This window comes from Methylobacterium sp. J-030 (assembly GCF_022829545.1).
Taxonomy (GTDB): domain Bacteria; phylum Pseudomonadota; class Alphaproteobacteria; order Rhizobiales; family Beijerinckiaceae; genus Methylobacterium.
This window is the reverse complement of the sequence record NZ_JAKSYM010000410.1, coordinates 24,462-43,563: the sequence shown is the minus strand read 5'-3', so window position 1 is coordinate 43,563 and position 19,102 is coordinate 24,462. Positions and strand designations below refer to the sequence as shown.

Genomic DNA, 19,102 nt, shown 5'->3' with positions numbered 1-19,102 from the left:
AGCAGAGGCGAATCATGCGGCGGCGGAACATCATCGGGCTTGTCGCGGGTCTTGTCCTGGTTTCGGGGCGGTCGGCCACCTGCGCTGCCCCTGAACGGTTTCGCCGCGTGACCGTGCTCTTCCCCATGCCGAAGAGCGATCCCTACTTCGTCGAAAACGAGCGGGTCCTGAAAGAATCCCTTCGCAAATACGGCTGGGAGGCGGGACAGAACCTCACGCTGACCTTCGCCTCCGTGGGCAGCGATCCGGCCCGGATCGAAACGGTGCTGCCCGAGGTCCTGCAACCGGAGCCGGACGTCATCGTCAGCCGCTCGACCGCGGTGGCCCTGGCCCTGCGCCGCCGCGCGCAGGAAACGCCGGTGGTCTTCCTGCAGGTCAGCGATCCGGTCGCGCAGGGCATCGTCTCGACGATGCAGAAGCCGGGGGGCAACATGACCGGCTTCACGGTGCTGGAGCCGTCCGTGGGCGGCAAGTGGGTGGAATTGCTCCGGGAGATCGCTCCGGATGTGAAACGGATCGCCTTCCTGCAGCACGGGGCGAGCAGCCCGGTCTCCCTGGCGCTGGCGGAGGCGATCGAGCAGGTCAGCCGGTCCCTGGGGCTGGAGCCCCTGATCATACCGCTGCGCGAGCGGGCGGATCTGGAGCCGACCTTCGCGCGCCTGAGCGCCCTGGGTCAGGTCGGGCTTCTGGTCGCGCCGGGCGCCTTCACCCTCTCGAATCGCAGCCTGATCACGTCCCTGGCGGCCCGCTATCGGATCTCGGCCCTCTACCCGTTCCGTTACTTCGTGACGGCGGGAGGACTGGCCTCCTACGGGTCCGAGGAGGCCGTCTGGTTCCAGCAGGCGGGCGACTACGTGAATCGCATCCTGCACGGCGCCAAGCCGAGCGATCTTCCGATCCAAGGGCCGAATCGGCTGAGCTTCATCCTGAACGCGACGGTCGCGGAGAATCTGGACCTGACCATCGCGCCGGCGCTCCTCGCCCGGGCCGATGAGATCATCGATTAGAACCTCATCCCTCCGGCGACGCCCGACTTCGGGGCATTGTCCCGCACCCGCGACGATCCCGGATCGCTCCAAACCATGACGGGGCCGGCGAACCTCCGCCCGTCCTGGCGCCGCCACAGGTCCGGCGGCGCGCCGGGGGCGTCCTGAGGATCAGCACCCCGGCGGCGGCTTACCCTACCAGACGGAACCCGTCCGCACGGGCCACGACACTGGCCTCCCGGCAGATCCGGGCGGCCAGCACCCCGAGCACCGCGCCCTTGGCGGCGATTGAATCGGCGCGGTCAGCCTGTCCCTCGACCGCGGGCGCCACAAATCGGTCATGCCGTCTGTCCCGGAGAGAACGACACGCCCGATTACGCCCGGGCCGGCGAACTCACTGACAGAGCCGCAGCCCAATATTCTTGAACCTCATGATGGACTCGTTGTGATGAACATTAAGGATCCGCGTCTCGAAGCTCTGTGCGTCTTCCGGAACAACGATGCGGAAACTCGCTCGCACATTGCCGACGAGAAAGGTGGAGAATAAGACCTCCGCGCCTTCATTGATGCTGACATCGAATTTGTAGCAAAAATCCTGTGGCGCCTCGACATCGATCAGGACATCATAAACGCCATTTGGCAGGCTGATCTTGGGGCCGTAGACGATCCAATCTTTGTCGCAGATAAAGTTCCTATCGGCATCATAACGTCCGATCAGCATGAGCCCTGGAAACAAAAACGGCCTCGTGTCATCGCCGGCCACATGAAGGAGTGAACTCCAAGCGGACGTCGACAGGCCGTCGATCGCAGTGTTCGGGCGATCGAAGAAACCGACTGACGCACTCTGCGTTCTGTAGATCATAAAGTCGTCTTGGACGAAGCGTCGAAAATTTATCAGGTCGCCTTCCTCAGGCGACAAGAGGCTCTTTTTGTTGATAAGCTTAAACTCCTGTGACCGCATTATGCTGTCAATTAAGGCATCTCGGGATTCACCCCGACGAAGTTCCTTCTCGTAATGCGCGCGCCCGGTTTCATCCGGCATTCGTCCCAGCAAAACGACGTACAGTGCATTGATGAACATGTCTTCAGGAACTGTTTTAAGATAATCGCGACTTGTATGATGCCGGCTCACGATCCGTGCCGGATTTCCAAGAAAGATTGTTCCTGGCCAAACACGGGACAAATGATTGAACACCATGCGAGCGGTCCGCAGTTTATAGTTTCGCTTTCTGGTGGCTATCCAATCTGCTCCCATGTCAAGGAAAACGTTTTGTCTAATCCAAGCAATATGATCGACTTCTTTATCGAAATATGACAACGATATCGACCTGAATTCGCTGCGGGTCATATTGAAATCTGCTCGAGCGGGATGGTTTTTTGATTCAAAATATGGGCTGATGCGGCTGTATTCTTGGAATGTCCGCCGTCCAAAATCCCAATCATTCTCGATGAATGGTTGCCCCAGGTTGAAAAATTTATGTAGTCCGATTGTTTGTCAATTAATTTCTTCCTCTTGCCGGCGTCTGATACAAGATCTTCGATATGATCTGCCGCGCTGACTGTCTCGTGTGTATCGATTTGGTGGCATATGCCCGTAAGATCCGAAAAGATCGATGAGCGCGAGGTGATTGTCGGTATGCCGCAACTCAAGGGAACGCGCACGGCACCGCTTCCTCCTTCGCTGAGGTCGGCATAGCAAAAGAGCGCGACTGTTGCCTCCCGCGAGGCAGCAAGGACGTCGGATATCGGCTTGAATCCGAACTCTAAATCGATTTCCTTGCGCAGGCCGAGCTGATTCCTGAGATTATATAGAAAGTTGCTATATTATATGTTTTTCTGTACTGAGCCATCAATAGCGGTAAAAACTCTGAGCTTCACATCGCGATGTCTGAGCTTGAGTTCATGGGCTATCGCGAAAGCATCCTCGAACCGCTTGTGCGGACAACAAAAACCGAACGTAAAGAGAGAAAATTTATGCTTTGGCTGTAAGGGGCGTCCTTGATGAACGGATGTCGGGTGGGGGAATAGAAAGATTCTATCGGTGCTCGGTGATTGAGCGACCACTTTTAGATAGTCTATATTGTTGTGCACGACAATTTTTGCATAAGGTGAGATTTTCTTAACAAATGATTCCAACTGGTGAATTTTGCCGTCCGTGGAATGAAGCTCGATCGCGATGTCATTTGAAAATTCCTTGAGTCCATCGCATAGTTTTGTCAGATCGTTCCAACCGAAAATTGCGGGATGGTGCTGGATGATGAAAGTCGATCCAATTTCGTGAGACTGAGCGTAGCGGATCAGTTTATCGATACTCTCGCTCGTGCGGTCCCAAAGCCGAATGATTTTCGAATCGTCGGGTTTTGTGCACAAAGATTTTGCAATATCTTCCGTAATGATGACGGACGGAGCGGATCCAGCCTTTTCCATGGCGTCCTGCAAGGCCGCCGAATACGTTGCTATGCCGCATCTTTGATTGAATGTGCTTATGAGACAGATGCGTTGCTTCGACAGTCCATTTTTTAGGGGCTGAGCCCCTGTCGAAAGAGCATTCACGCCGGCGACGAATTTCTTCGCCGCCTGCAGCCACGTGAACTTTTTGATGCGGTGATAGGCCCTGCGCTGCAGGCTGTGATCAGAGCGCTTCGACAGCGCGTAGGCTCGCCGGAGACCGGCCCGGAGATCGCTGCGGCTCGCTTGCAGCCAAGCGGATCTGCCCTGCCCGATCGCCGATCGCGAAGGCACGAAACGGGTCGGTATCAGAATGCAGGTCTCGGGTGTGCAAAACTCTCTGTTTCCACCCGAATCGGTCGTGCACACCAGGGTTCTGAGCCGCATCGCTTCAGCGGCGGGCAGGCAAAAGCCCTCCCCGTGGCTCGGAAGGAAGCAGCAATCCGCAGCTGCGATCAGATCCCGGATGGCGACGGACGACATGTAACTGTCGTCGAATGTGACCTTGCTGCGCTCTGTCGGATCCAAATTGTCGACAAGTTCATAAAGCTCGTTATCGAAGCTATGGTGCGTCTTGATCGTCAAATGGACGTCGTCGACGTCGCGGAATTCTTCAAGAAAGGCAGCCAGGCCCTCGCGCATTCCCTTCCGTGGCAGGCCTGAGGAGACATGGACAAAATGAACGCGGCGGCTGTCGCGCGGGCTCTTCGGCGCCGCCCGGTTGATCGTGGGCTCGATATGTTCGACCCCGTTCCCGACGTAGAATGTCGGCTTGGTATAGCCGCTGCAACGCAAGGCATCGATCGTATATTGAGAAGTACAAAATATAGCGTCGAATTTTTCCAACTCTGAGGCGACCGATACCGGAAATATGCTTTCTTCCCAGGCATAACAATGGGCGGTCAATACGGGTGCGAGGCGTGGACTTGCCTGAATCGGCCAGTCGTTCTTTGTATGAATATCGAACGACAATGACGGCACCCGCTCGCGGCTGATGTATTTCTCCGCGAGCTCTGGATAGGATTGAAAATAGATATCGGTCTGTGGATCGGGGCCTTCGTTCTGAGTCAAATAGACATCGAAGCCAAGCCGCATCAGTTCCAGTGAAAAGTGTCTGTTTACAATCGCGAGACTATATGTCCCGGCCACTGGGCCATCGACAAGGATTTTTCGACCGATCGGGCGCGCTGGTTTGGTCGCATTGAAGTAGGTTCGAATTTTATGCGCCGATTGTTCGACATACGCGGCGTATGGCTTGAAGATATCTCGCGAATAAATTTTTTCCTGCACCATGATGCGGTATCTATTCTAATAGATTGGAAATCAAGCGGTGTAAGAAGATTGATTCCTGACACAAAACGTCAGCGACCGAGCATCCTAATGCATAGTCCGCGCCTGCGAGTCAACGCTTAACGATGTTTGTCTTGGAAAATCGACGGTGATCGCGCGGATGAGCCCAAGATCATTTGGCGGATCCGATCCAGAGCCCGGCGCAACAGACGCTGATCTCGCGACAGGCCCCTCGACACCGGCAGTTGCCTCGCCGCCGTCGGTCGGAGCCGGTGCAACGGCAAAGCCCACCCGTTCGCCTCACGGGGACCCCGCCGTTTGGCGCAGCGACGGCCGTGGCTCGGCTTTCGAATGTCGTGCCGCCCGGAACGCGGCGCCGGGGCGATCGATCGCCTCCGTCCGTGCTGGACAGACCGGAACGGGTCTCAGTGCGCCTCGACCGGTGCGGCGGCGCGCTGCGGCTTCTTGAGGATCGCCACCACGGCGAGGCTCGCCACGAGGCTCACCCCCACCAGCCAGAACCCGTCCGCATAGGCCATCACGGTCGCCTCCCGGCGCACCTGGGCCGCCAGCATCCCGAGCGCCGTCCCCTTGGCGGTCAGCGGGTCGGCGATGTGGCTGTGCATCCCGGCGGCGAGCGCCGCGAGCCGGTCCTGCGTGCGGGTGGCGTTGACGGTGATCGCCTCGGCCAGCACCGAGAAGTGGAAGTGCTCGCGCCGGTCGATCATGGTCGAGAGGAGCGCGATGCCGATCGAGCCGCCGAGGTTGCGCATCATGTTGGACAGAGCCGAGGCGTCGGCGGTGTCGCGCGGGCTCAGGCCCACGGTCGAGAGCTGCGAGAGCGGAATCGTGAACAGCGGCTGGCCGATGGCGCGCATCACCTGCGGCAGGATCAACTGGTCGGCGCCGACATCGTGGGTCAGGCCGACATTGATCCAGCAGCTCGCGATGAAGAACAGCGTGCCGGTGACGACGAGGAGCCGCGCATCCACGGCGCGCATGATGAACGGCATCATCGGGAACAGCAGCAATTGCGGCAGGCCCGACCACATCACCACGGTGCCGATCTGCTCGGCGTTGTAGCCCTGGATCTGCGCGCAGTAGACCGGGATGATGTAGATCGACCCGTACGAGACCGCGCCGAGCACGGTCATCAGCACGCAGGCCCCCCCGACCGAGCGGTTGGCCAGCACCCGCAGGTTGATGAACGGCCTCGCCGCCGTCAGCTCGCGGATGATGAACCCGGCAATGCCGGCCACCGCGAGCCAGCTCGCCTCGACGATCACCGGGGATCCGAACCAGTCCTTGCGCTGCCCCTCCTCCAGCACGAAAGTCAGGGCCGGCAGCCCGGTCGCCATCAGGCCGATGCCGATCCAGTCGCCCTTGAGCAATTCCCCCCAGCGCGCCGGGGCCTTCTCGAAGGCGCCGAGCTGGATCGCGGCCGCGATCGGACCGAAGATCAGGTTCAGGTAGAAGATGTAGTGCCAGGACAGGTTGTCGGTGAGCCAGCCGCCCACCGTCGGGCCGATCGCCGGGGCGAAGGTCGCGGTGAGCCCGAACAGCGCGATGCCGACCGCCTGCTGGCTCTTCGGCAGGCGCGTGCGCACGATCACGATGGCCGTGGGAATCAGCACGCCGCCGGTAAAGCCCTGGCCGGCCCGGAACAGGATCATCTGGCTCAGGGTGGTCGAGAGCGCGCAGGCCAGCGAGAAGGCGGTGAACAGCATTGTGTTCACCGCGAGGTAGCGGCGCAGGCCGATCACCGAGGCGAGCCAGCCGGTGAGCGGGATCACGATGATCTCGGCCATCAGGTAGGCGGTCGAGATCCAGCTCCCCTCCTCCGTGGAGGCGCCGAGCGCCCCCTGGATGTCGGCGAGCGAGGCGTTGGTGATCTGGATGTCGAGGATCGCCGTGAAGGCGCCGAGGATCGCGCCGAACACGGCGAGCCAGTCCCGGGCGCTCGCCTTGGCGTCGGGCACGGGCGGAGCCGAACTCATCGGGGCAGGGCCTCGCTGACGAGGGCCGTCGGGGCGGGCTTCGGCCGGGCGGGGCTCGCCGGTTCCACCGGGTCGGCGGTGTGGACCGTGGCCTCCACCGACAGGCCGGGGCGCAGGCGCGCAACCAGCGGGTCCGTGGGATCGAGGGCGACGCGCACGGGCACGCGCTGCACCACCTTGGTGAAGTTGCCGGTGGCGTTCTCCGGCGGCAGCAGCGCGAACTGCGAGCCCGTACCGGGAGAGAAGCTCTCGATCCGGCCCTGGAACGCGTGGTCGCCGAGCGCATCCACCGTGAAGGTGACGTGCTGACCTTCCACCATGCGGCCGGTCTGGGTCTCCTTGAAGTTCGCCACGCAGTAGATGTCGCGGCTCATCGGCACGAGGGTCAGGAGGCCGGTGCCGGGAGAGACCACTTGGCCGACCCGCAGCGCCCGGTCGCCGGCCACGCCGTCGATCGGCGCCAGGATGATGGTGTAGCTGAGATCGAGCTTCACGCCCTCGACCTTGGCCTCGGCGCCCTCCAGGCTCGCCCGGGTGCTGGCTTCGAGCGCCTTCAGGCTGTCGATCTGCTTCTGCGCGGCGTCGAGGGAGGCGGCGGCCTTGTCGCGGGCGGCGTGGCGCTGCCGCAGGTCGGCATCCGCCTGCTGCTGGCGCTGGACCGTGCCGGAGCCGGTCTGCAGCAGGTTCTGGTAGCGGGTGTATTCCTGCCCGGAAAAGGTCAGCGCGGCCTCGGCATTGGCGAGGTCGGCCCGGGACGAGGCGACCTGCGCCTGCTGCTGGACGATCGCCGCGGCGACGCCGAGGATCTGCGCCTTGTCCTTGTCGACCTCGGCCTCGGCCTGCTTGAGCTGGACCCGGTAGGATCGGTCGTCGAGGCGGGCGACCACGTCTCCGGCCTTCACCGGCTGGTTGTCGCCGACCATCACCGCGGCGACGATGCCGGCGATGCGCGGCGCCACCGTGACCTTGTCGGACTGGAGATAGGCGTCGTCGGTGACCTCAAGGAAACGCCCGATGGTCCACCAGTGCCAGCCATAGGTCCCGGCCCCGCCGAGCGCGAGCAGCCCGACGACCGGCAGGATGATCCGCGCCCGACGTCGCGGCTTCGGTGCCGAAACGGGCGGTGCGGCGGCGAGGGCCGCGCCGGCCCCGATCGGCTCGGCGCTCTTGAAGCTGTCGCTGCGACGTGCGTCCATGGGGTCTGGCCAGAATCAAAACGGTACGGTATCGTTTTGATAATACGAGCGGCGGTTTCGGGCAAGGAGGATCGCGCGTGGCGGTCACGGAGATCGATGCGGCGGAGGCGGGACAGCGACGCGGCGGCCGGCCGACCCGTGCCGAGGCGGCCCGGCGCGAGGCGCACCTGATCGCCGTGGCGACGACCCTGTTCCTGGAGCGCGGCTTCGACGCCACCTCCATCGACGCGGTCGCCGAGGCCGCCGGGATGAGCAAGCCGACGGTCTATGCCCGCTACCGCGACAAGCGGGCTCTGTTCGAGGCGGTGCTGCGCGAGCGGATCGCCGCGTGGCTGGCGCCGCTGGCCGCCGCCGCCGAGGCGCAGGCCGCGCAGGCCGGGACCGACGATGTCGAGGCGACCTTGGATGATCTGAGCCGCACCCTGCTGGCCCACGGGCAATCGCCGGGGGCGGCGATGCTCAAGCGCAACCTCGTGGCCCAGGCGCTGCACTTCCCGGAACTCGCCCGCCTCGCCCACGAGGAGGGCTGGCTGCGCGGCGTGCGCGCGGTGGCGCAAATGCTTGATGCCCTCGCCCGGCGCGGCCGGATCACGGTGACCGATCCCGAGATCGCGGCCGACCTGTTCCTCAGCCTCGTCCTCGGCCGGTCGTCCCAGGCGAGCCTCTACGGCATCGCCACCGACCCGGAGGCGCAGGAGCGGCGGCGGCGGGCGGCGGTGCGGCTGTTCCTCGACGGAGTGCGCCCGCGCTGACCGTCGACCGGACCGTTGTTGGGCGGTCCAGGCTGCGGTATATTCGGGAGTGGGATCGGCGGGTGCCACCGCCGATCCCTGGCAATTACCCGTTAGGGTTTAGCCAACTCAAGAACACCGGGTGAATGGCGAGTCGGAGCTGGATTCTCCACTCGCCATTTCCGTTTCTTGAGACTGCCAGAGAGAAGACCATCTCTCCACACTCCCGGCCGCAACCGGCCGCGTGCGGCCTTCGCGGGTGAGTCGGTCACGCTCACGGCGTGAAGCTTAGCCGTATCGCCGGGGGCGGGAGAATCCAGGCCCGGCGCCCGAACGCGCGATTGCGCCCCCCCGAGCCCCGGCCTATAGTAAGTCATCCCCATTCAACAGCGTGAGACGGGACATCCGGATCGACCATCCGGAGCCCGCGGCCCGATGCCCGGCCCCCGTCCCGCCAGGCCGGAGCACGAGAAGACATGTCCCAGGGTCCGCTGATGCCCAAGGCGACCGCCGTCTGGCTGGTCGAGAACACCTCGCTCGCCTTCGAGCAGATCGCCGATTTCTGCAAGCTGCACCCGCTGGAGGTGAAGGGCATCGCCGACGGCGAGGTCGCGGCCGGCATCAAGGGGCTCGATCCGGTCTCCACCGGTCAGCTCACCCGGGACGAGATCGAGAAGGCCCAGAAGGCGCCGCACTACAGGCTCAAGCCCGCCGTCTCTAAGGTGAAGCTGCCGGAGGTGAAGCGCACCACCAAGGGGCCGCGCTACACCCCGCTGTCGCGCCGCCAGGACCGGCCGAACGCCATCCTCTGGCTGTTGCGCAACCATCCGGAGCTGAAGGATGCGCAGATCATCCGGCTCGTCGGCACCACCAAGTCGACGATCCAGCAGATCCGCGAGCGCACCCACTGGAACTCGGGCTCGCTCCAGCCCATGGACCCGGTGACCCTGGGCCTGGCCACCCAGATCAACCTCGATTTCGAGGTCCAGCGCGCGGCGGCCGACCGCCCGGCCGCGGTGGCGGCCGAGCCCGGCGCCTCCCTGCTCCCGACGGAGGTCTCCACGGCCCGCGACGCGGGCGAGGGCGTGCACGAGGAGGAGCATGGCGGCCGCGAGGAGCGGCTCGACGCCGATTCCGTGTTCGCCAAGCTCAAGGGCCGGCACCAGGACGAGGACGACGAGGACTGATGAGGCGCCCGCGGCCCTACCGGGCCGCGTCGAAGGCGGCCAGGAACGCCGTCAGGGTCTCCGGCAGGGCCGCGCAGAGGTAGCCGCCCTCCTGGACGAGGGCGGTGGGCAGCCCGGCCCGGGCGGGCTCCGCCGCGCCGGCGAAGCCCGCCCGGGTCACCGTGAGGGCGCCGATCGGATCGTCCGCCGCGGCGTCGAGGCCCAGCGCCATCACCAGCTCCGGGGCCGTGGCGGCGACCGCCCGCGAGGCCCACCGCCACGGCTTCCAGCCAGGGGGCGTCGCCTGAGCCCGGGGGCAGCGGCAGGTTGCGGTTGAAGCCGGCCCCCTCCCCGATGCCGGTCTCGTCGGCGCAGCCGGCGTAGAACGGGACGTAGTCCGACGGGTCAGCATGGACCGAGACCGTCAGGACATCCCCGCGCCCGGAAACCGGAATGCTTCGTCTCAGGACCGCCCGAGCGTTGGATCGTCCGGCCGCGCGGCGATCAGATGAGGTAGACCGTTCCGTCGGTGCGGAACACCTTGGGGCAGTCCGTCGCGTCGACCAGGCGCCGGGCCGCGTCCAGGGAGATGTGGCGGGCTTGGGCGATCTCCGGCAGCGTCATCCAGCGCGCGTTCATGTCGAGGCTCCCTGCGTGATCCATTCGGATGCCGGGTCAACGGCGGGATCGGCGGCGGGTTCACCGGCGCGTCGTCCGGGGCGATGAGGCTGTGCGGATCGCGCACGAGCCAGCCGGACGGCCCCGGCGGCTCGGCCGCGATCTCGCGGAGCAGGGTCGGGACCCGTGCCCAGGGTTCGATGATCGCGCGGATCGCGGTCCGCTCCTGCCCCCCGGCGACGCGGATATCCGCCCAGCGGGCGCAGAAGGCCGCGACGCAGTCCGGGTCGAAATGGCGGCCGCTCTCGGCGCGCAGGCTGTCCAGGGCCGCCTCGAAGGGCATCGCGGCCTTGTAGGGGCGCTGCGTGGTCAGGGCGTCGAACACGTCCGCCACCGCGACGATCCGGGCGGCGAGGGGGATCCCGGTTCCGGCGAGTCCGTTCGGGTATCCGCTGCCGTCCCAGCGCTCGTGATGGGCTTCGGCGATCTCGGCGGCGAGGCGGATCAGCTCGGATTCGCTTCCGCCCAGGATGCGCTTGCCGATGGTGGTATGCGTCTGGATCACGGCGAACTCGTCCGGATCGAGCCGCCCGGGCTTCAGCAGGATGCCGTCCGGGACGCCGACCTTGCCGACATCGTGCAGCGGCGCCGCGAGGTAGAGGTTGCGGCAGACATCCGGGCCGAGCCCGAGTCCCTCGGCGATGATCTGGCTGTAGCGGGCGACCCGCCAGGTATGGTCCCCGGTGTCGTTGTCGCGGTACTCGACCGCGAGCGCGAGGCGGAAGATGATTTCCTCCTCGCGCTCGCGCATGTGGCGCAGGGCCGCCTCGACCTCGCCGTCGAGCCAGGCCGCCTGCTCGGCCAGCCGCCGCACCGCCTTGGCGAGGCGGATCACGTTGCGCAGGCGCACGGTCAGCTCGATGCCCTGCATCGACAGGTCCAGGAAGTCGGTCGCCCCGGCCTCCAGAGCGGAGAGCCGCACCGCGTCCGAGATGTCGTCGGCCATCATCACGATCGGCACCTGGGCGTAGTGCGGGATGGTCCGCATGCACCGGATGAAGGCGATCCCGTCCATGGCGCGCAGGCGGCAATCGACCAGGATGAGGTCGAAGGCCCGGATCTGCGCCTCGATGAGCGCGGCGCCCGGATCGGCGCAGTCGGTCACGCTCACGTCCGGCTTGGCCTCCAGCAGCCGTCGCAGGCGCTGGCGCATGGTCGCGCTGTCGTCAACCAGGAGTGCGTCCATCATGGGCTCCCGGGCGGCTTCGTTGCGCCGAGCGCGGGGCTGCGCGCCGAACGCTGCCGAGGGCGGTCCATCCCGAGGGCCGTCGAACGTCCCGGTCCGGACCCGTGCTGGTCCGGGCATGTCGGACTTGATCCCGGGACAGGATCGCATGAGAGATTTATCATTGATGCCAACGATCCAGGGACTGTCCGACAGATTTGGATGGAATCGTGTTAAAAGAAGGTAAATAATTATTCTGTCGAGTCAAGTAGAAATAGTTCGGTATCCGGGCAAAGTTCTGAAGATATCGGCAGACAATCTGCGTATCGGAGCGTTTAGTTGCGTGCATTTGAAATCGGACTGCGCTCAGATAGTGAATATCGCGCTCAAACGGAGGCGCGGCCTTGAACAGGATTGATCGCCGCAGGGGCCATCAGTCCCGGGCGGCGGCTTGCCCGTCCGCGAGCGCTGACACGGGCCCGGGCCCGGGCTACCGTCGCCCGCCCGCCCGCATCGTGTCCGGCAGGCCGGCACCGGAGGCCTGTCGGGAGGGGGCGGGGCGATGATGCGGTTCGATCTCACCGATCTCGGCCTGTTCCGGCACGTGGTCGAGGCCGGCTCGATCACCCATGGGGCTGCGCGGACGAATCTCGCCCTGGCGGCGGCCTCCACGCGGATCCGGCTGATGGAGGAGTCGCTCGGGTCCGCGCTGCTGACCCGGGGGCGCCAGGGCGTCAGCCCGACCGCGGCCGGGCGTGCGCTCCTCGTCCACGCCCGGGAGGTGCTGGCCGCGGTCGAGCGCCTGCGCGAGGAGATGTCGGCCTTCTCCGGGGGCGCCTTCGGCCAGATCCGGGTTCTGGCCAACACCAACGCGCTCACCGAATTCCTGCCGGAGGCGCTCTCGGCCTTCCTGGGCGATCATCCCGGGATCGGCGTCGAGGTGGAGGAGCGCACCTCCGAGGAGATCGTCGGGCTGGTGGCCGAGGGGGTGGCCGATCTCGGCATCCTGTCGGGCACGGTGGATACCGGCTCGCTCCGGACCTTCCCGTTCCGGGAGGACCGGTTCGTGCTGGTGGCGGCTCGGGACCATCCCCTGGCGGGGCGCGGGGCGATCTCCTTCGCCGAGGTGCTTGGCCACGACCTCGTGGGACTCGACCGGCGCAGCGCCATCAGCCGGTTCCTCGTCGCCCAGGCGGCCCGGGAGGGCCGCCCGATGCGCCTGCGGGTGCAACTGCGCGGGTTCGACGCCGTGTGTCGGCTGGTGGAGGCCCGGGTCGGGCTGGCGATCCTACCCGAGAGCGCGGCCGCCCGGGCCGCCCAGGGCCTCGCCCTCGCGGTGGTGCCGCTGACCGACCCCTGGGCGCGGCGCGACCTGACCCTGTGCCTGCGCGACCTCGACGGGCTGCCGCCGTTCATCCGGGCCTTCGTGGCGCAACTGCGGGCCTGACCGGCGAAGATCATGGTTTCATGCGGGCGCGCCCTGTTGCGGGATGGCGGGGCCGAGCCCTGCTGGGCCGGGGGGAAGCCCGAGCTCGGGGTCCGCCCCGACATCCCGCCAGAGGGTTCGCGCCCTTCGGAATCCCGCGGTCACGGTGACCACGGACCGGGCCGGCGGCGCACGCGGCAGGGGACAACGGTCCCGGCCGTTGGACACTGCGGACGCGCTGCTATAGTACGGTTAACAAGCTTGGCCAGAATGGCCGAGTATTGGTCTCGGGTGGCAATATGGTGTCGCGGATCGCGGTTCTAGGGTTCATCCTGCTCACGGCCGGCGCCTGTTCACGGCTGCCGAACGTGCCCACCGCGTACAGCTCCCTGCCGGGCCTCAGGTCCGAGCACGATGCCGCTCTGAAGGCGGTCCCGGGCCCGGTGGCACCGGCCGTCCCGGCGGCGGCCCTGCCGGTGATCCGCATTCCGGGCACGGCCCTGGCGCGCGGCGCCGAGAGTCCCGGCGAGGGCCAGGGCGCGCGGGTGAACCCCACGGACGTTCTCGCGGCCTCGGCGCGCGCGCGGCTGGGCTGGCAGATCCTGCGCCCGACGGAGCTGACGCGGCCGGCCTTCGTGCGGAACAGGGACGCGCTCGCGCGTTCCGTGGCTGAGACGGGGACGATCGACGCCGGCAAGCGCATCGCCAGCTTCGAGGTGTCCTCGTACGATCGCGAGGCGATGATGGCGCGCCTGGAAAAGGAAGGCCGTCGCGCCGCCAAGCCGATCTGCACGGGCTGCTGAGGGGCCCCGGGGCGTTCCCCGTCCCGGTTCAACGTGCGCCAAGCCGGGACCAGCCCACAACGCGCGTGCGACCGCGTCCGATCAGCTCTCCGGGATGCTGCGCGCACGTCCTCGCGCCGGCTCCGCAGGCTCTCCGGCCGTGCCCGCCGGGGCGGTCGCGCGTGCCGCCCGGGCCAGCGCGATCAGATCGGCGGCGGCCAGCGGCGCGTCTTCCGACGTCGGGCAACCCCTGACCAGCCACAAGCCCGGCGGCGTCGTCCGGACGCGGAGCCGCTCGGCCCGCGCCTTCGGGCGACCCGGGCCCGGATCGATCGCGTTCTCCATGGGCCGTCTTCGCTCCGTCAGCGCGGACCAGGCTGCGGACGCGGCCTCGGCACGGAGATGGTGACCAACTCGCCGGTGGTGGGATCGAGGATCGTCATGGGGCGCTCCTGCGGCAGGCCGCCATGGCAGGCCCGAAATGTGGTTTAACCTTGGCCGTCCGGGGCCATATTCACAGTTTTCGCGGAGTTTGTGCCGCGGATGCGTCCCATGATTTCTGAATAGACGCCTAAATATTCGTTTTCGCACGGTGCTTGATGCGGGCGGCAGGGCATGACCGTCGCGCTCTCCCCGCAAGCGGGGCGAGGGGGGCTCAGCGGCCCTCGTCGCGGCACAGCCGGCGCGGTGTGAATCCGCAAGCCCGCACGGAAGCGGGGCCGGTCCTACACCGACATCCACCGGAGCACATCGGCCTCGACCATGCCGGCCCGGGGGCCGGCCAGCACCACCTGCCCGCGATCCATCACGGCATAGGTATCGCAGAGGTCGCGGGCCCACTCGAAATACTGCTCCACCAGGACGATCGCCATCTCGCCCTTGCCGCGCAGATAGGTGATCGCCCGGCCGATATCCTTGATGATCGAGGGCTGGATGCCCTCGGTGGGCTCGTCGAGCACCAGGAGCTTCGGCCGCGTCACCAGCGCCCGGGCGATGGCGAGCTGCTGCTGCTGGCCCCCCGAGAGGTCGCCGCCGCGCCGGTGCAGCATGTCCTTGAGCACCGGGAACAGGTCGTAGATCTCCCCCGGGATGTGGCGGTCCCGCCGCCTCAGCGGGGCGAAGCCGGTCTCGAGGTTCTCCCTGACGGTGAGCAGCGGGAAGATCTCCCGGCCCTGGGGCACGAAGGCGATGCCGGCCCGCGCCCGGTCGTAGGGGGCAAGCCCCTGGATCGGGCGGCCGCCGAGCCGGATCGCGCCGCCGCGCACAGGCTGCTGGCCGACGATCGCCCGCATCAGCGAGGTCTTGCCGACGCCGTTGCGGCCCAGAACCGTCGTGACCTGCCCGGCCTCGGCCGTCAGCGAGACGCCGCGGAGCGCCTGCGCGGCGCCGTAATAGAGGTCGATGCCCTCGACGCTCAGCATGGAGGTTCACCATCGGACTGTGAGGGCGGAAACCGGGATTCCAAAGGGACCAAGTCCCTTCGGTGGGTCGTCAGGGCGAAGCCCTGACCGCCTCGGGCGCGGCCCGACAGCAGGGCTCCGCCCTGCACCCGCAAAAGGTCTCGACCTTTTGAAACCATGATTGTGGTCATCGCCCCAGATACACCTCGACCACCCGCGGGTCGGCCGAGACCGCCTCGATCGAACCCTCGGCCAGCACCGCGCCCTCGTGCAGGCAGGTGACCCGGCAGCCGAGATCCCGGACGAAGTGCATGTCGTGCTCCACCACGAGGACGGCGTGCTCACCGGCGATCCGCCGGAGCAGCAGGGCGGTCTCGGCGGTCTCGGCGTCGGTCATGCCGGCGACCGGCTCGTCGACGAGCAGGAGCTTCGGATCCTGCGCGAGCAGCATCCCGATCTCCAGCCACTGCTTCTGGCCGTGACTGAGATCCGCCGCCGGCCGGCCCCGGTGGGCCAGCAGGCCGACGGTCTCCAGCAGGGCGTCGATCCGCTCCCGCGCCACCCGGTTGCGCCAGCCGAACAGGGACGCGAAGGCCGCGCGCGGACCCTTCAGGGCCAGCAGGATGTTGTCGGCCACCGTATGGCTCTCGAACACGGTCGGCTTCTGGAACTTGCGGCCGATGCCGAGGTCGGCGATCGACGGCTCGTCGCTCTTAAGCAGGTCGTGGGTGCCGTCGAACAGGGCGATGCCGCTGTCCGGCCGGGTCTTGCCGGTGACGCAGTCCATCATCGTGGTCTTGCCGGCGCCGTTCGGGCCGATGATCGCCCGCAACTCGCCCCGGGCCAGCGTCAGCGACAGGCCGCGCAGGGCCTTGTAGCCGTCGAAGGTCACCCGCAGGTCGTCGAGGTAGAGGAGCGCGTCCGTCTCGCGCCTTCGGTTGGCGGGGCCGCGGGTGGCGGCGTCCGGAGGTTCGAGGAGGTCGGTGCTCACGGGCCCTGCCCTTCTTCCGCGAGTTTCGGGGCGATCTCGGGCTCCGGCGGCAGCTTGGCGGCCGCGCGCCGGCTGCCGAACCGCTCGATCGCGGTGCCGACGAGACCGCGCGGCAGGAACAGCGTCACGACCACGAACAGGCCGCCGAGCGCGAACAGCCACGCGTCGGGCATCGCGCCGGTGAGCACGGTCTTGGCGTAGTTGACCAGCACGGCGCCGAGCGCCGCCCCGACCAGCGTGCCGCGCCCGCCCACCGCCACCCAGATCACCGTCTCGATGGAGTTGGTCGGGGCGAACTCCCCCGGGTTGATGATGCCGACCTGCGGCACGTAGAGCGCGCCGGCGACGCCGGCCATCATGGCCGAGACCGTGAAGGCCAGCGTCTTGAAGTGCTCCGGCCGGTAGCCGAGGAAGCGGGTCCGGCTCTCGGCATCGCGCACGGCGATCAGGATTTTTCCATAGGCCGAGACCGTCATGACCCGGGCGATCAGGTAGCCGAGCGCCAGCGCCATCCCGGTCGCCACGAAGATGCCGACGCGAAAACCCTGCGCCTGAACGGAGAAGCCCAGGAGATCCTTGAAATCGGTCAGCCCGTTGTTGCCGCCGAGCCCCATGTCGTTGCGGAAGAAGGCGAGCATCAGCGCGTAGGTCAGCGCCTGGGTGATGATCGACAGGTAGACGCCCGTCACCCGCGACCGGAAGGCGAGCCAGCCGAACACGAAGGCGAGGAGGCCCGGCACCAGCAGCACCATCAGGGCCGCGAAGGCGAAGTGGTCGAAGCCCTGCCAGTACCAGGGCAGGGCCTTGTAGTTCAGGAACACCATGAAGTCGGGCAGGACCGGATTGCCGTAGACGCCCCGGGATCCGATCTGGCGCATCAGGTACATGCCGATCGCGTAGCCGCCGAGGGCGAAGAACGCGCCGTGGCCGAGCGAGAGGATGCCGCAATAGCCCCAGACGAGGTCGAGGCTGACCGCGAGCAGCGCGTAGGCGAGGTACTTGCCGAACAGCGAGACGAGGTAGGTCGGCACATGCAGGCCGGAGCCCTCCGGCACCGCGAGGTTCAGCACCGGAACGGCGATGCAGACCAGCGCCAGCACGGCGAGGAAGACCCAGCCCTTCCGGTCGATGAGGGGGGTGCGGGGGGGCATGGGGCTCACGATTCCACCGCCCGGCCCTTGAGCGCGAACAGGCCGCGCGGGCGCTTCTGGATGAACAGGATGATGAAGATCAGGAGGCCGATCTTGGCCAGCACCGCGCCGATATACGGCTCGGCGAGCTTGTTCACGACGCCGAGCGTCAGCGCCGCCACCAGCGTCCCCCAGAGGTTGCCGACGCCGCCGAACACCACCACGAGGAACGAGTCGATGATGTAGCCCTGGCCGAGATTGGGCGAGACGTTGTCGATCTGCGACAGCGCCACCCCGGCGATCCCCGCGATGCCGGAGCCGAGCCCGAAGGTCAGGGCGTCGACGTAGGGCGTGCGGATGCCCATGGCGGCGGCCATGCGGCGGTTCTGGGTGACCGCCCGGGTCTTCAGGCCGAAGGACGTCTTCCGCAGCACGAACAGCAGGCCCAGGAACACGGCCATCGCGAACACGATGATCCACATCCGGCCCCAGGTGATCGACAGACCGTAGAAGTCGAAGGCGCCACTCATGAAGGCGGGGGCGCCGACCTCGCGGTTGGTCGGGCCGAACAGCGAGCGCACCCCCTGCTGCAGGGCGAGGCTGACCCCGAAGGTGGCGAGCAGCGTCTCCAGGGGCCGCCCGTACAGGAAGCGGATGATGAACCGCTCGATCAGCACGCCGACGAGCCCGGCGACCAGGAACGCACAGGGGATGCTGATCGCCAGCGACCAGCCGAACAGGGACGGCGCCTTGGTGCGGATCAGCTCCTGCACGCCGTAGGTCGTGTAGGCGCCGAGCATCACCATCTCGCCGTGGGCCATATTGATCACGCCCATCACCCCGAAGGTGATGGCGAGCCCGATGGCGGCGAGCAGCAGGACCGAGCCGAGCGAGATCCCGTACCAGATGTTCTGGAGGGCGCCGAGGATCGCGAGCCGGGTCTCGATCGCCGCGATGCCCCGGGCGGCGGCGGCGCGGACCGCCTCGCTCGGATCCGCCGCGAGACCGCGCAGGATGCCCATCGCGTCGCCATCGCCCCGGGCCTGGATGGCGGGAATTGCGGCAAGCCGGTCGGTGTCCGCCGTGCCGGGCTTGGCGAGGAGCACGGCGGCGCGGGCCTCGGTCAGGGCCTGGCGGACGCCTGCGTTGGTCTCGTGCGCCAGGGCGGTGTCGAGGGCCGGCAGCGCGGCCGCGTCCCGGGCCTTGAACACCACGTCGGCGGCGGCACGGCGCTTGGCCGGATCGGGGCTCGCGAGGTCGAGCTGCCCGCGGGCGGCCTCGATCGCCCGGCGGACCCTGTTGTTGGCGCGCACCGGCTTGAGGTCGGCGCTGTCGGCGGCCGGGGCGCCGGTCCTCGCATCCACGACGGCGTTGCCCTGCCGGATGAGCAGGGTCTTGTCCGGGCTCACCAGCAGCCGGCCATCCGACAGGGCTGAGAGGATCGCGTCGGCACGCGGGTCGCCGCTGGCCGCGAGACCGACGACGCCAGCCTCGATCTCGGCATAGCCGTCGCCGGCGAGCTGCGCGTAGGGGGCGGGCGCCTGCGCCTGTGCGGGGGCGGTGAGGAGCAGGAGCAAGAGGGTGAGGAGACGGAGCATCGGGGCCGTTCTGCAAGCCGAAAGCGATGCGCCCGACACGTGTGAGGCGCGTATCCCCTCTCCCCGCGTGCGGGGAGAGGCCGTCTTGGACCCTGTCGTCCAAGCGGGAAGCGGAGGC

16 protein-coding genes and 2 pseudogenes are annotated in these 19,102 nt (G+C 66.9%); 5 read left to right on the top strand and 13 right to left on the bottom strand.

Annotated elements, in window-relative coordinates; all coding sequences use genetic code 11:
* Window positions 1–107: 107 nt before the first annotated feature.
* Entirely contained in the window at window positions 108–1,007 is a 900-nt protein-coding gene (locus tag MKK75_RS34955; protein WP_244047061.1) for an ABC transporter substrate-binding protein, read from the top strand.
* A 373-nt stretch (window positions 1,008–1,380) separates the two neighbouring features.
* Here MKK75_RS34955 and MKK75_RS34950 read toward each other — a convergent pair whose 3' ends face one another.
* From MKK75_RS34950 to MKK75_RS34930, 5 genes are all read right to left on the bottom strand, one after another.
* The gene (locus MKK75_RS34950) at window positions 1,381–2,184 is read right to left on the bottom strand and encodes a DUF4214 domain-containing protein (protein ID WP_244047060.1); all 804 of its coding nucleotides are present in this window, start codon (window positions 2,182–2,184) and stop codon (window positions 1,381–1,383) included.
* Between the two features lie 146 nt (window positions 2,185–2,330).
* On the bottom strand, window positions 2,331–2,648 hold the full coding sequence (locus MKK75_RS34945; RefSeq protein ID WP_244047059.1) for a glycosyltransferase: 318 nt from the start codon (window positions 2,646–2,648) through the stop codon (window positions 2,331–2,333).
* Window positions 2,649–2,810: 162 nt separating this feature from the next.
* The gene (locus tag MKK75_RS34940) at window positions 2,811–4,727 is read right to left on the bottom strand and encodes a glycosyltransferase family 4 protein (protein ID WP_244047058.1); all 1,917 of its coding nucleotides are present in this window, start codon (window positions 4,725–4,727) and stop codon (window positions 2,811–2,813) included.
* A 422-nt stretch (window positions 4,728–5,149) separates the two neighbouring features.
* Window positions 5,150–6,721 (bottom strand): DHA2 family efflux MFS transporter permease subunit, encoded by a 1,572-nt coding sequence (locus tag MKK75_RS34935; protein WP_244047057.1) that lies wholly within the window; start codon window positions 6,719–6,721, stop codon window positions 5,150–5,152.
* Window positions 6,718–7,917 carry an HlyD family secretion protein gene (locus MKK75_RS34930; protein ID WP_244047056.1) on the bottom strand — a complete coding sequence of 400 codons (1,200 nt, stop codon included), beginning with the start codon at window positions 7,915–7,917 and terminating at the stop codon, window positions 6,718–6,720. Before MKK75_RS34930 ends, MKK75_RS34935 begins: the two co-directional genes overlap by 4 nt.
* Window positions 7,918–7,994: 77 nt before the next feature.
* On the opposite strand from MKK75_RS34930, the gene MKK75_RS34925 reads away from it, so the two are divergent.
* On the top strand, window positions 7,995–8,669 hold the full coding sequence (locus MKK75_RS34925) for a TetR/AcrR family transcriptional regulator (RefSeq protein WP_244047055.1): 675 nt from the start codon (window positions 7,995–7,997) through the stop codon (window positions 8,667–8,669).
* 455 nt (window positions 8,670–9,124) lie between these two features.
* Window positions 9,125–9,835: a DUF1013 domain-containing protein gene (locus tag MKK75_RS34920; protein WP_244047054.1), complete on the top strand. Its 711-nt coding sequence runs from the start codon at window positions 9,125–9,127 to the stop codon at window positions 9,833–9,835.
* Between the two features lie 16 nt (window positions 9,836–9,851).
* Here MKK75_RS34920 and MKK75_RS34915 read toward each other — a convergent pair whose 3' ends face one another.
* From MKK75_RS34915 to MKK75_RS34910, 3 genes and pseudogenes are all read right to left on the bottom strand, one after another.
* The gene (locus MKK75_RS34915) at window positions 9,852–10,046 is read right to left on the bottom strand and encodes a hypothetical protein (protein ID WP_244047053.1); all 195 of its coding nucleotides are present in this window, start codon (window positions 10,044–10,046) and stop codon (window positions 9,852–9,854) included.
* Between the two features lie 106 nt (window positions 10,047–10,152).
* Window positions 10,153–10,242 (bottom strand): annotated as a pseudogene (locus MKK75_RS36535) (hypothetical protein); the annotation flags it as partial.
* Window positions 10,243–10,589: 347 nt separating this feature from the next.
* A pseudogene (locus tag MKK75_RS34910) lies at window positions 10,590–11,678 on the bottom strand (HD domain-containing phosphohydrolase); the annotation flags it as partial.
* A 541-nt stretch (window positions 11,679–12,219) separates the two neighbouring features.
* On the opposite strand from MKK75_RS34910, the gene MKK75_RS34905 reads away from it, so the two are divergent.
* Window positions 12,220–13,104: a LysR substrate-binding domain-containing protein gene (locus tag MKK75_RS34905; protein ID WP_244047051.1), complete on the top strand. Its 885-nt coding sequence runs from the start codon at window positions 12,220–12,222 to the stop codon at window positions 13,102–13,104.
* 278 nt (window positions 13,105–13,382) lie between these two features.
* Window positions 13,383–13,886, top strand: coding sequence for a hypothetical protein (locus MKK75_RS34900; protein ID WP_244047050.1), 504 nt, complete (start codon window positions 13,383–13,385; stop codon window positions 13,884–13,886).
* Window positions 13,887–13,967: 81 nt separating this feature from the next.
* Here the strand turns inward: MKK75_RS34900 and MKK75_RS34895 are convergent, their stop codons facing one another.
* The 5 genes from MKK75_RS34895 to urtB form a co-directional block, all read right to left on the bottom strand.
* Window positions 13,968–14,210, bottom strand: a complete 243-nt coding sequence (locus MKK75_RS34895) for a hypothetical protein (RefSeq protein ID WP_244047049.1) — start codon at window positions 14,208–14,210, stop codon at window positions 13,968–13,970.
* A gap of 380 nt (window positions 14,211–14,590) precedes the next feature.
* Complete coding sequence (gene urtE / locus MKK75_RS34890) at window positions 14,591–15,286, bottom strand: urea ABC transporter ATP-binding subunit UrtE (RefSeq protein ID WP_244047048.1); 696 nt, start codon at window positions 15,284–15,286, stop codon at window positions 14,591–14,593.
* 166 nt (window positions 15,287–15,452) lie between these two features.
* Window positions 15,453–16,256 carry an urea ABC transporter ATP-binding protein UrtD gene (urtD, locus tag MKK75_RS34885; protein WP_244047047.1) on the bottom strand — a complete coding sequence of 268 codons (804 nt, stop codon included), beginning with the start codon at window positions 16,254–16,256 and terminating at the stop codon, window positions 15,453–15,455.
* Window positions 16,253–17,407: an urea ABC transporter permease subunit UrtC gene (gene urtC / locus MKK75_RS34880; protein ID WP_244047046.1), complete on the bottom strand. Its 1,155-nt coding sequence runs from the start codon at window positions 17,405–17,407 to the stop codon at window positions 16,253–16,255. The genes urtD and urtC overlap by 4 nt, the downstream gene beginning before the upstream one ends.
* Window positions 17,408–17,412: 5 nt before the next feature.
* Window positions 17,413–18,984 (bottom strand): urea ABC transporter permease subunit UrtB, encoded by a 1,572-nt coding sequence (urtB, locus tag MKK75_RS34875; RefSeq protein WP_244047045.1) that lies wholly within the window; start codon window positions 18,982–18,984, stop codon window positions 17,413–17,415.
* Window positions 18,985–19,102: the final 118 nt, after the last annotated feature.

Excerpts from the sequence above, each read along its gene's own strand:
- MKK75_RS34950 (WP_244047060.1), bottom strand. The coding sequence starts at position 2,184 with ATGGTGTTCAATCATTTGTCCCGTGTTTGGCCAGGAACAATCTTTCTT.
- MKK75_RS34940 (WP_244047058.1), bottom strand. The coding sequence starts at position 4,727 with ATGGTGCAGGAAAAAATTTATTCGCGAGATATCTTCAAGCCATACGCC.
- MKK75_RS34935 (WP_244047057.1), bottom strand. The coding sequence starts at position 6,721 with ATGAGTTCGGCTCCGCCCGTGCCCGACGCCAAGGCGAGCGCCCGGGAC.
- MKK75_RS34930 (WP_244047056.1), bottom strand. The coding sequence starts at position 7,917 with ATGGACGCACGTCGCAGCGACAGCTTCAAGAGCGCCGAGCCGATCGGG.
- MKK75_RS34920 (WP_244047054.1), top strand. The coding sequence starts at position 9,125 with ATGTCCCAGGGTCCGCTGATGCCCAAGGCGACCGCCGTCTGGCTGGTC.
- MKK75_RS34915 (WP_244047053.1), bottom strand. The coding sequence starts at position 10,046 with ATGGCGCTGGGCCTCGACGCCGCGGCGGACGATCCGATCGGCGCCCTC.
- MKK75_RS34905 (WP_244047051.1), top strand. The coding sequence starts at position 12,220 with ATGATGCGGTTCGATCTCACCGATCTCGGCCTGTTCCGGCACGTGGTC.
- MKK75_RS34900 (WP_244047050.1), top strand. The coding sequence starts at position 13,383 with ATGGTGTCGCGGATCGCGGTTCTAGGGTTCATCCTGCTCACGGCCGGC.
- MKK75_RS34895 (WP_244047049.1), bottom strand. The coding sequence starts at position 14,210 with ATGGAGAACGCGATCGATCCGGGCCCGGGTCGCCCGAAGGCGCGGGCC.
- urtE (WP_244047048.1), bottom strand. The coding sequence starts at position 15,286 with ATGCTGAGCGTCGAGGGCATCGACCTCTATTACGGCGCCGCGCAGGCG.
- urtC (WP_244047046.1), bottom strand. The coding sequence starts at position 17,407 with ATGCCCCCCCGCACCCCCCTCATCGACCGGAAGGGCTGGGTCTTCCTC.
- urtB (WP_244047045.1), bottom strand. The coding sequence starts at position 18,984 with ATGCTCCGTCTCCTCACCCTCTTGCTCCTGCTCCTCACCGCCCCCGCA.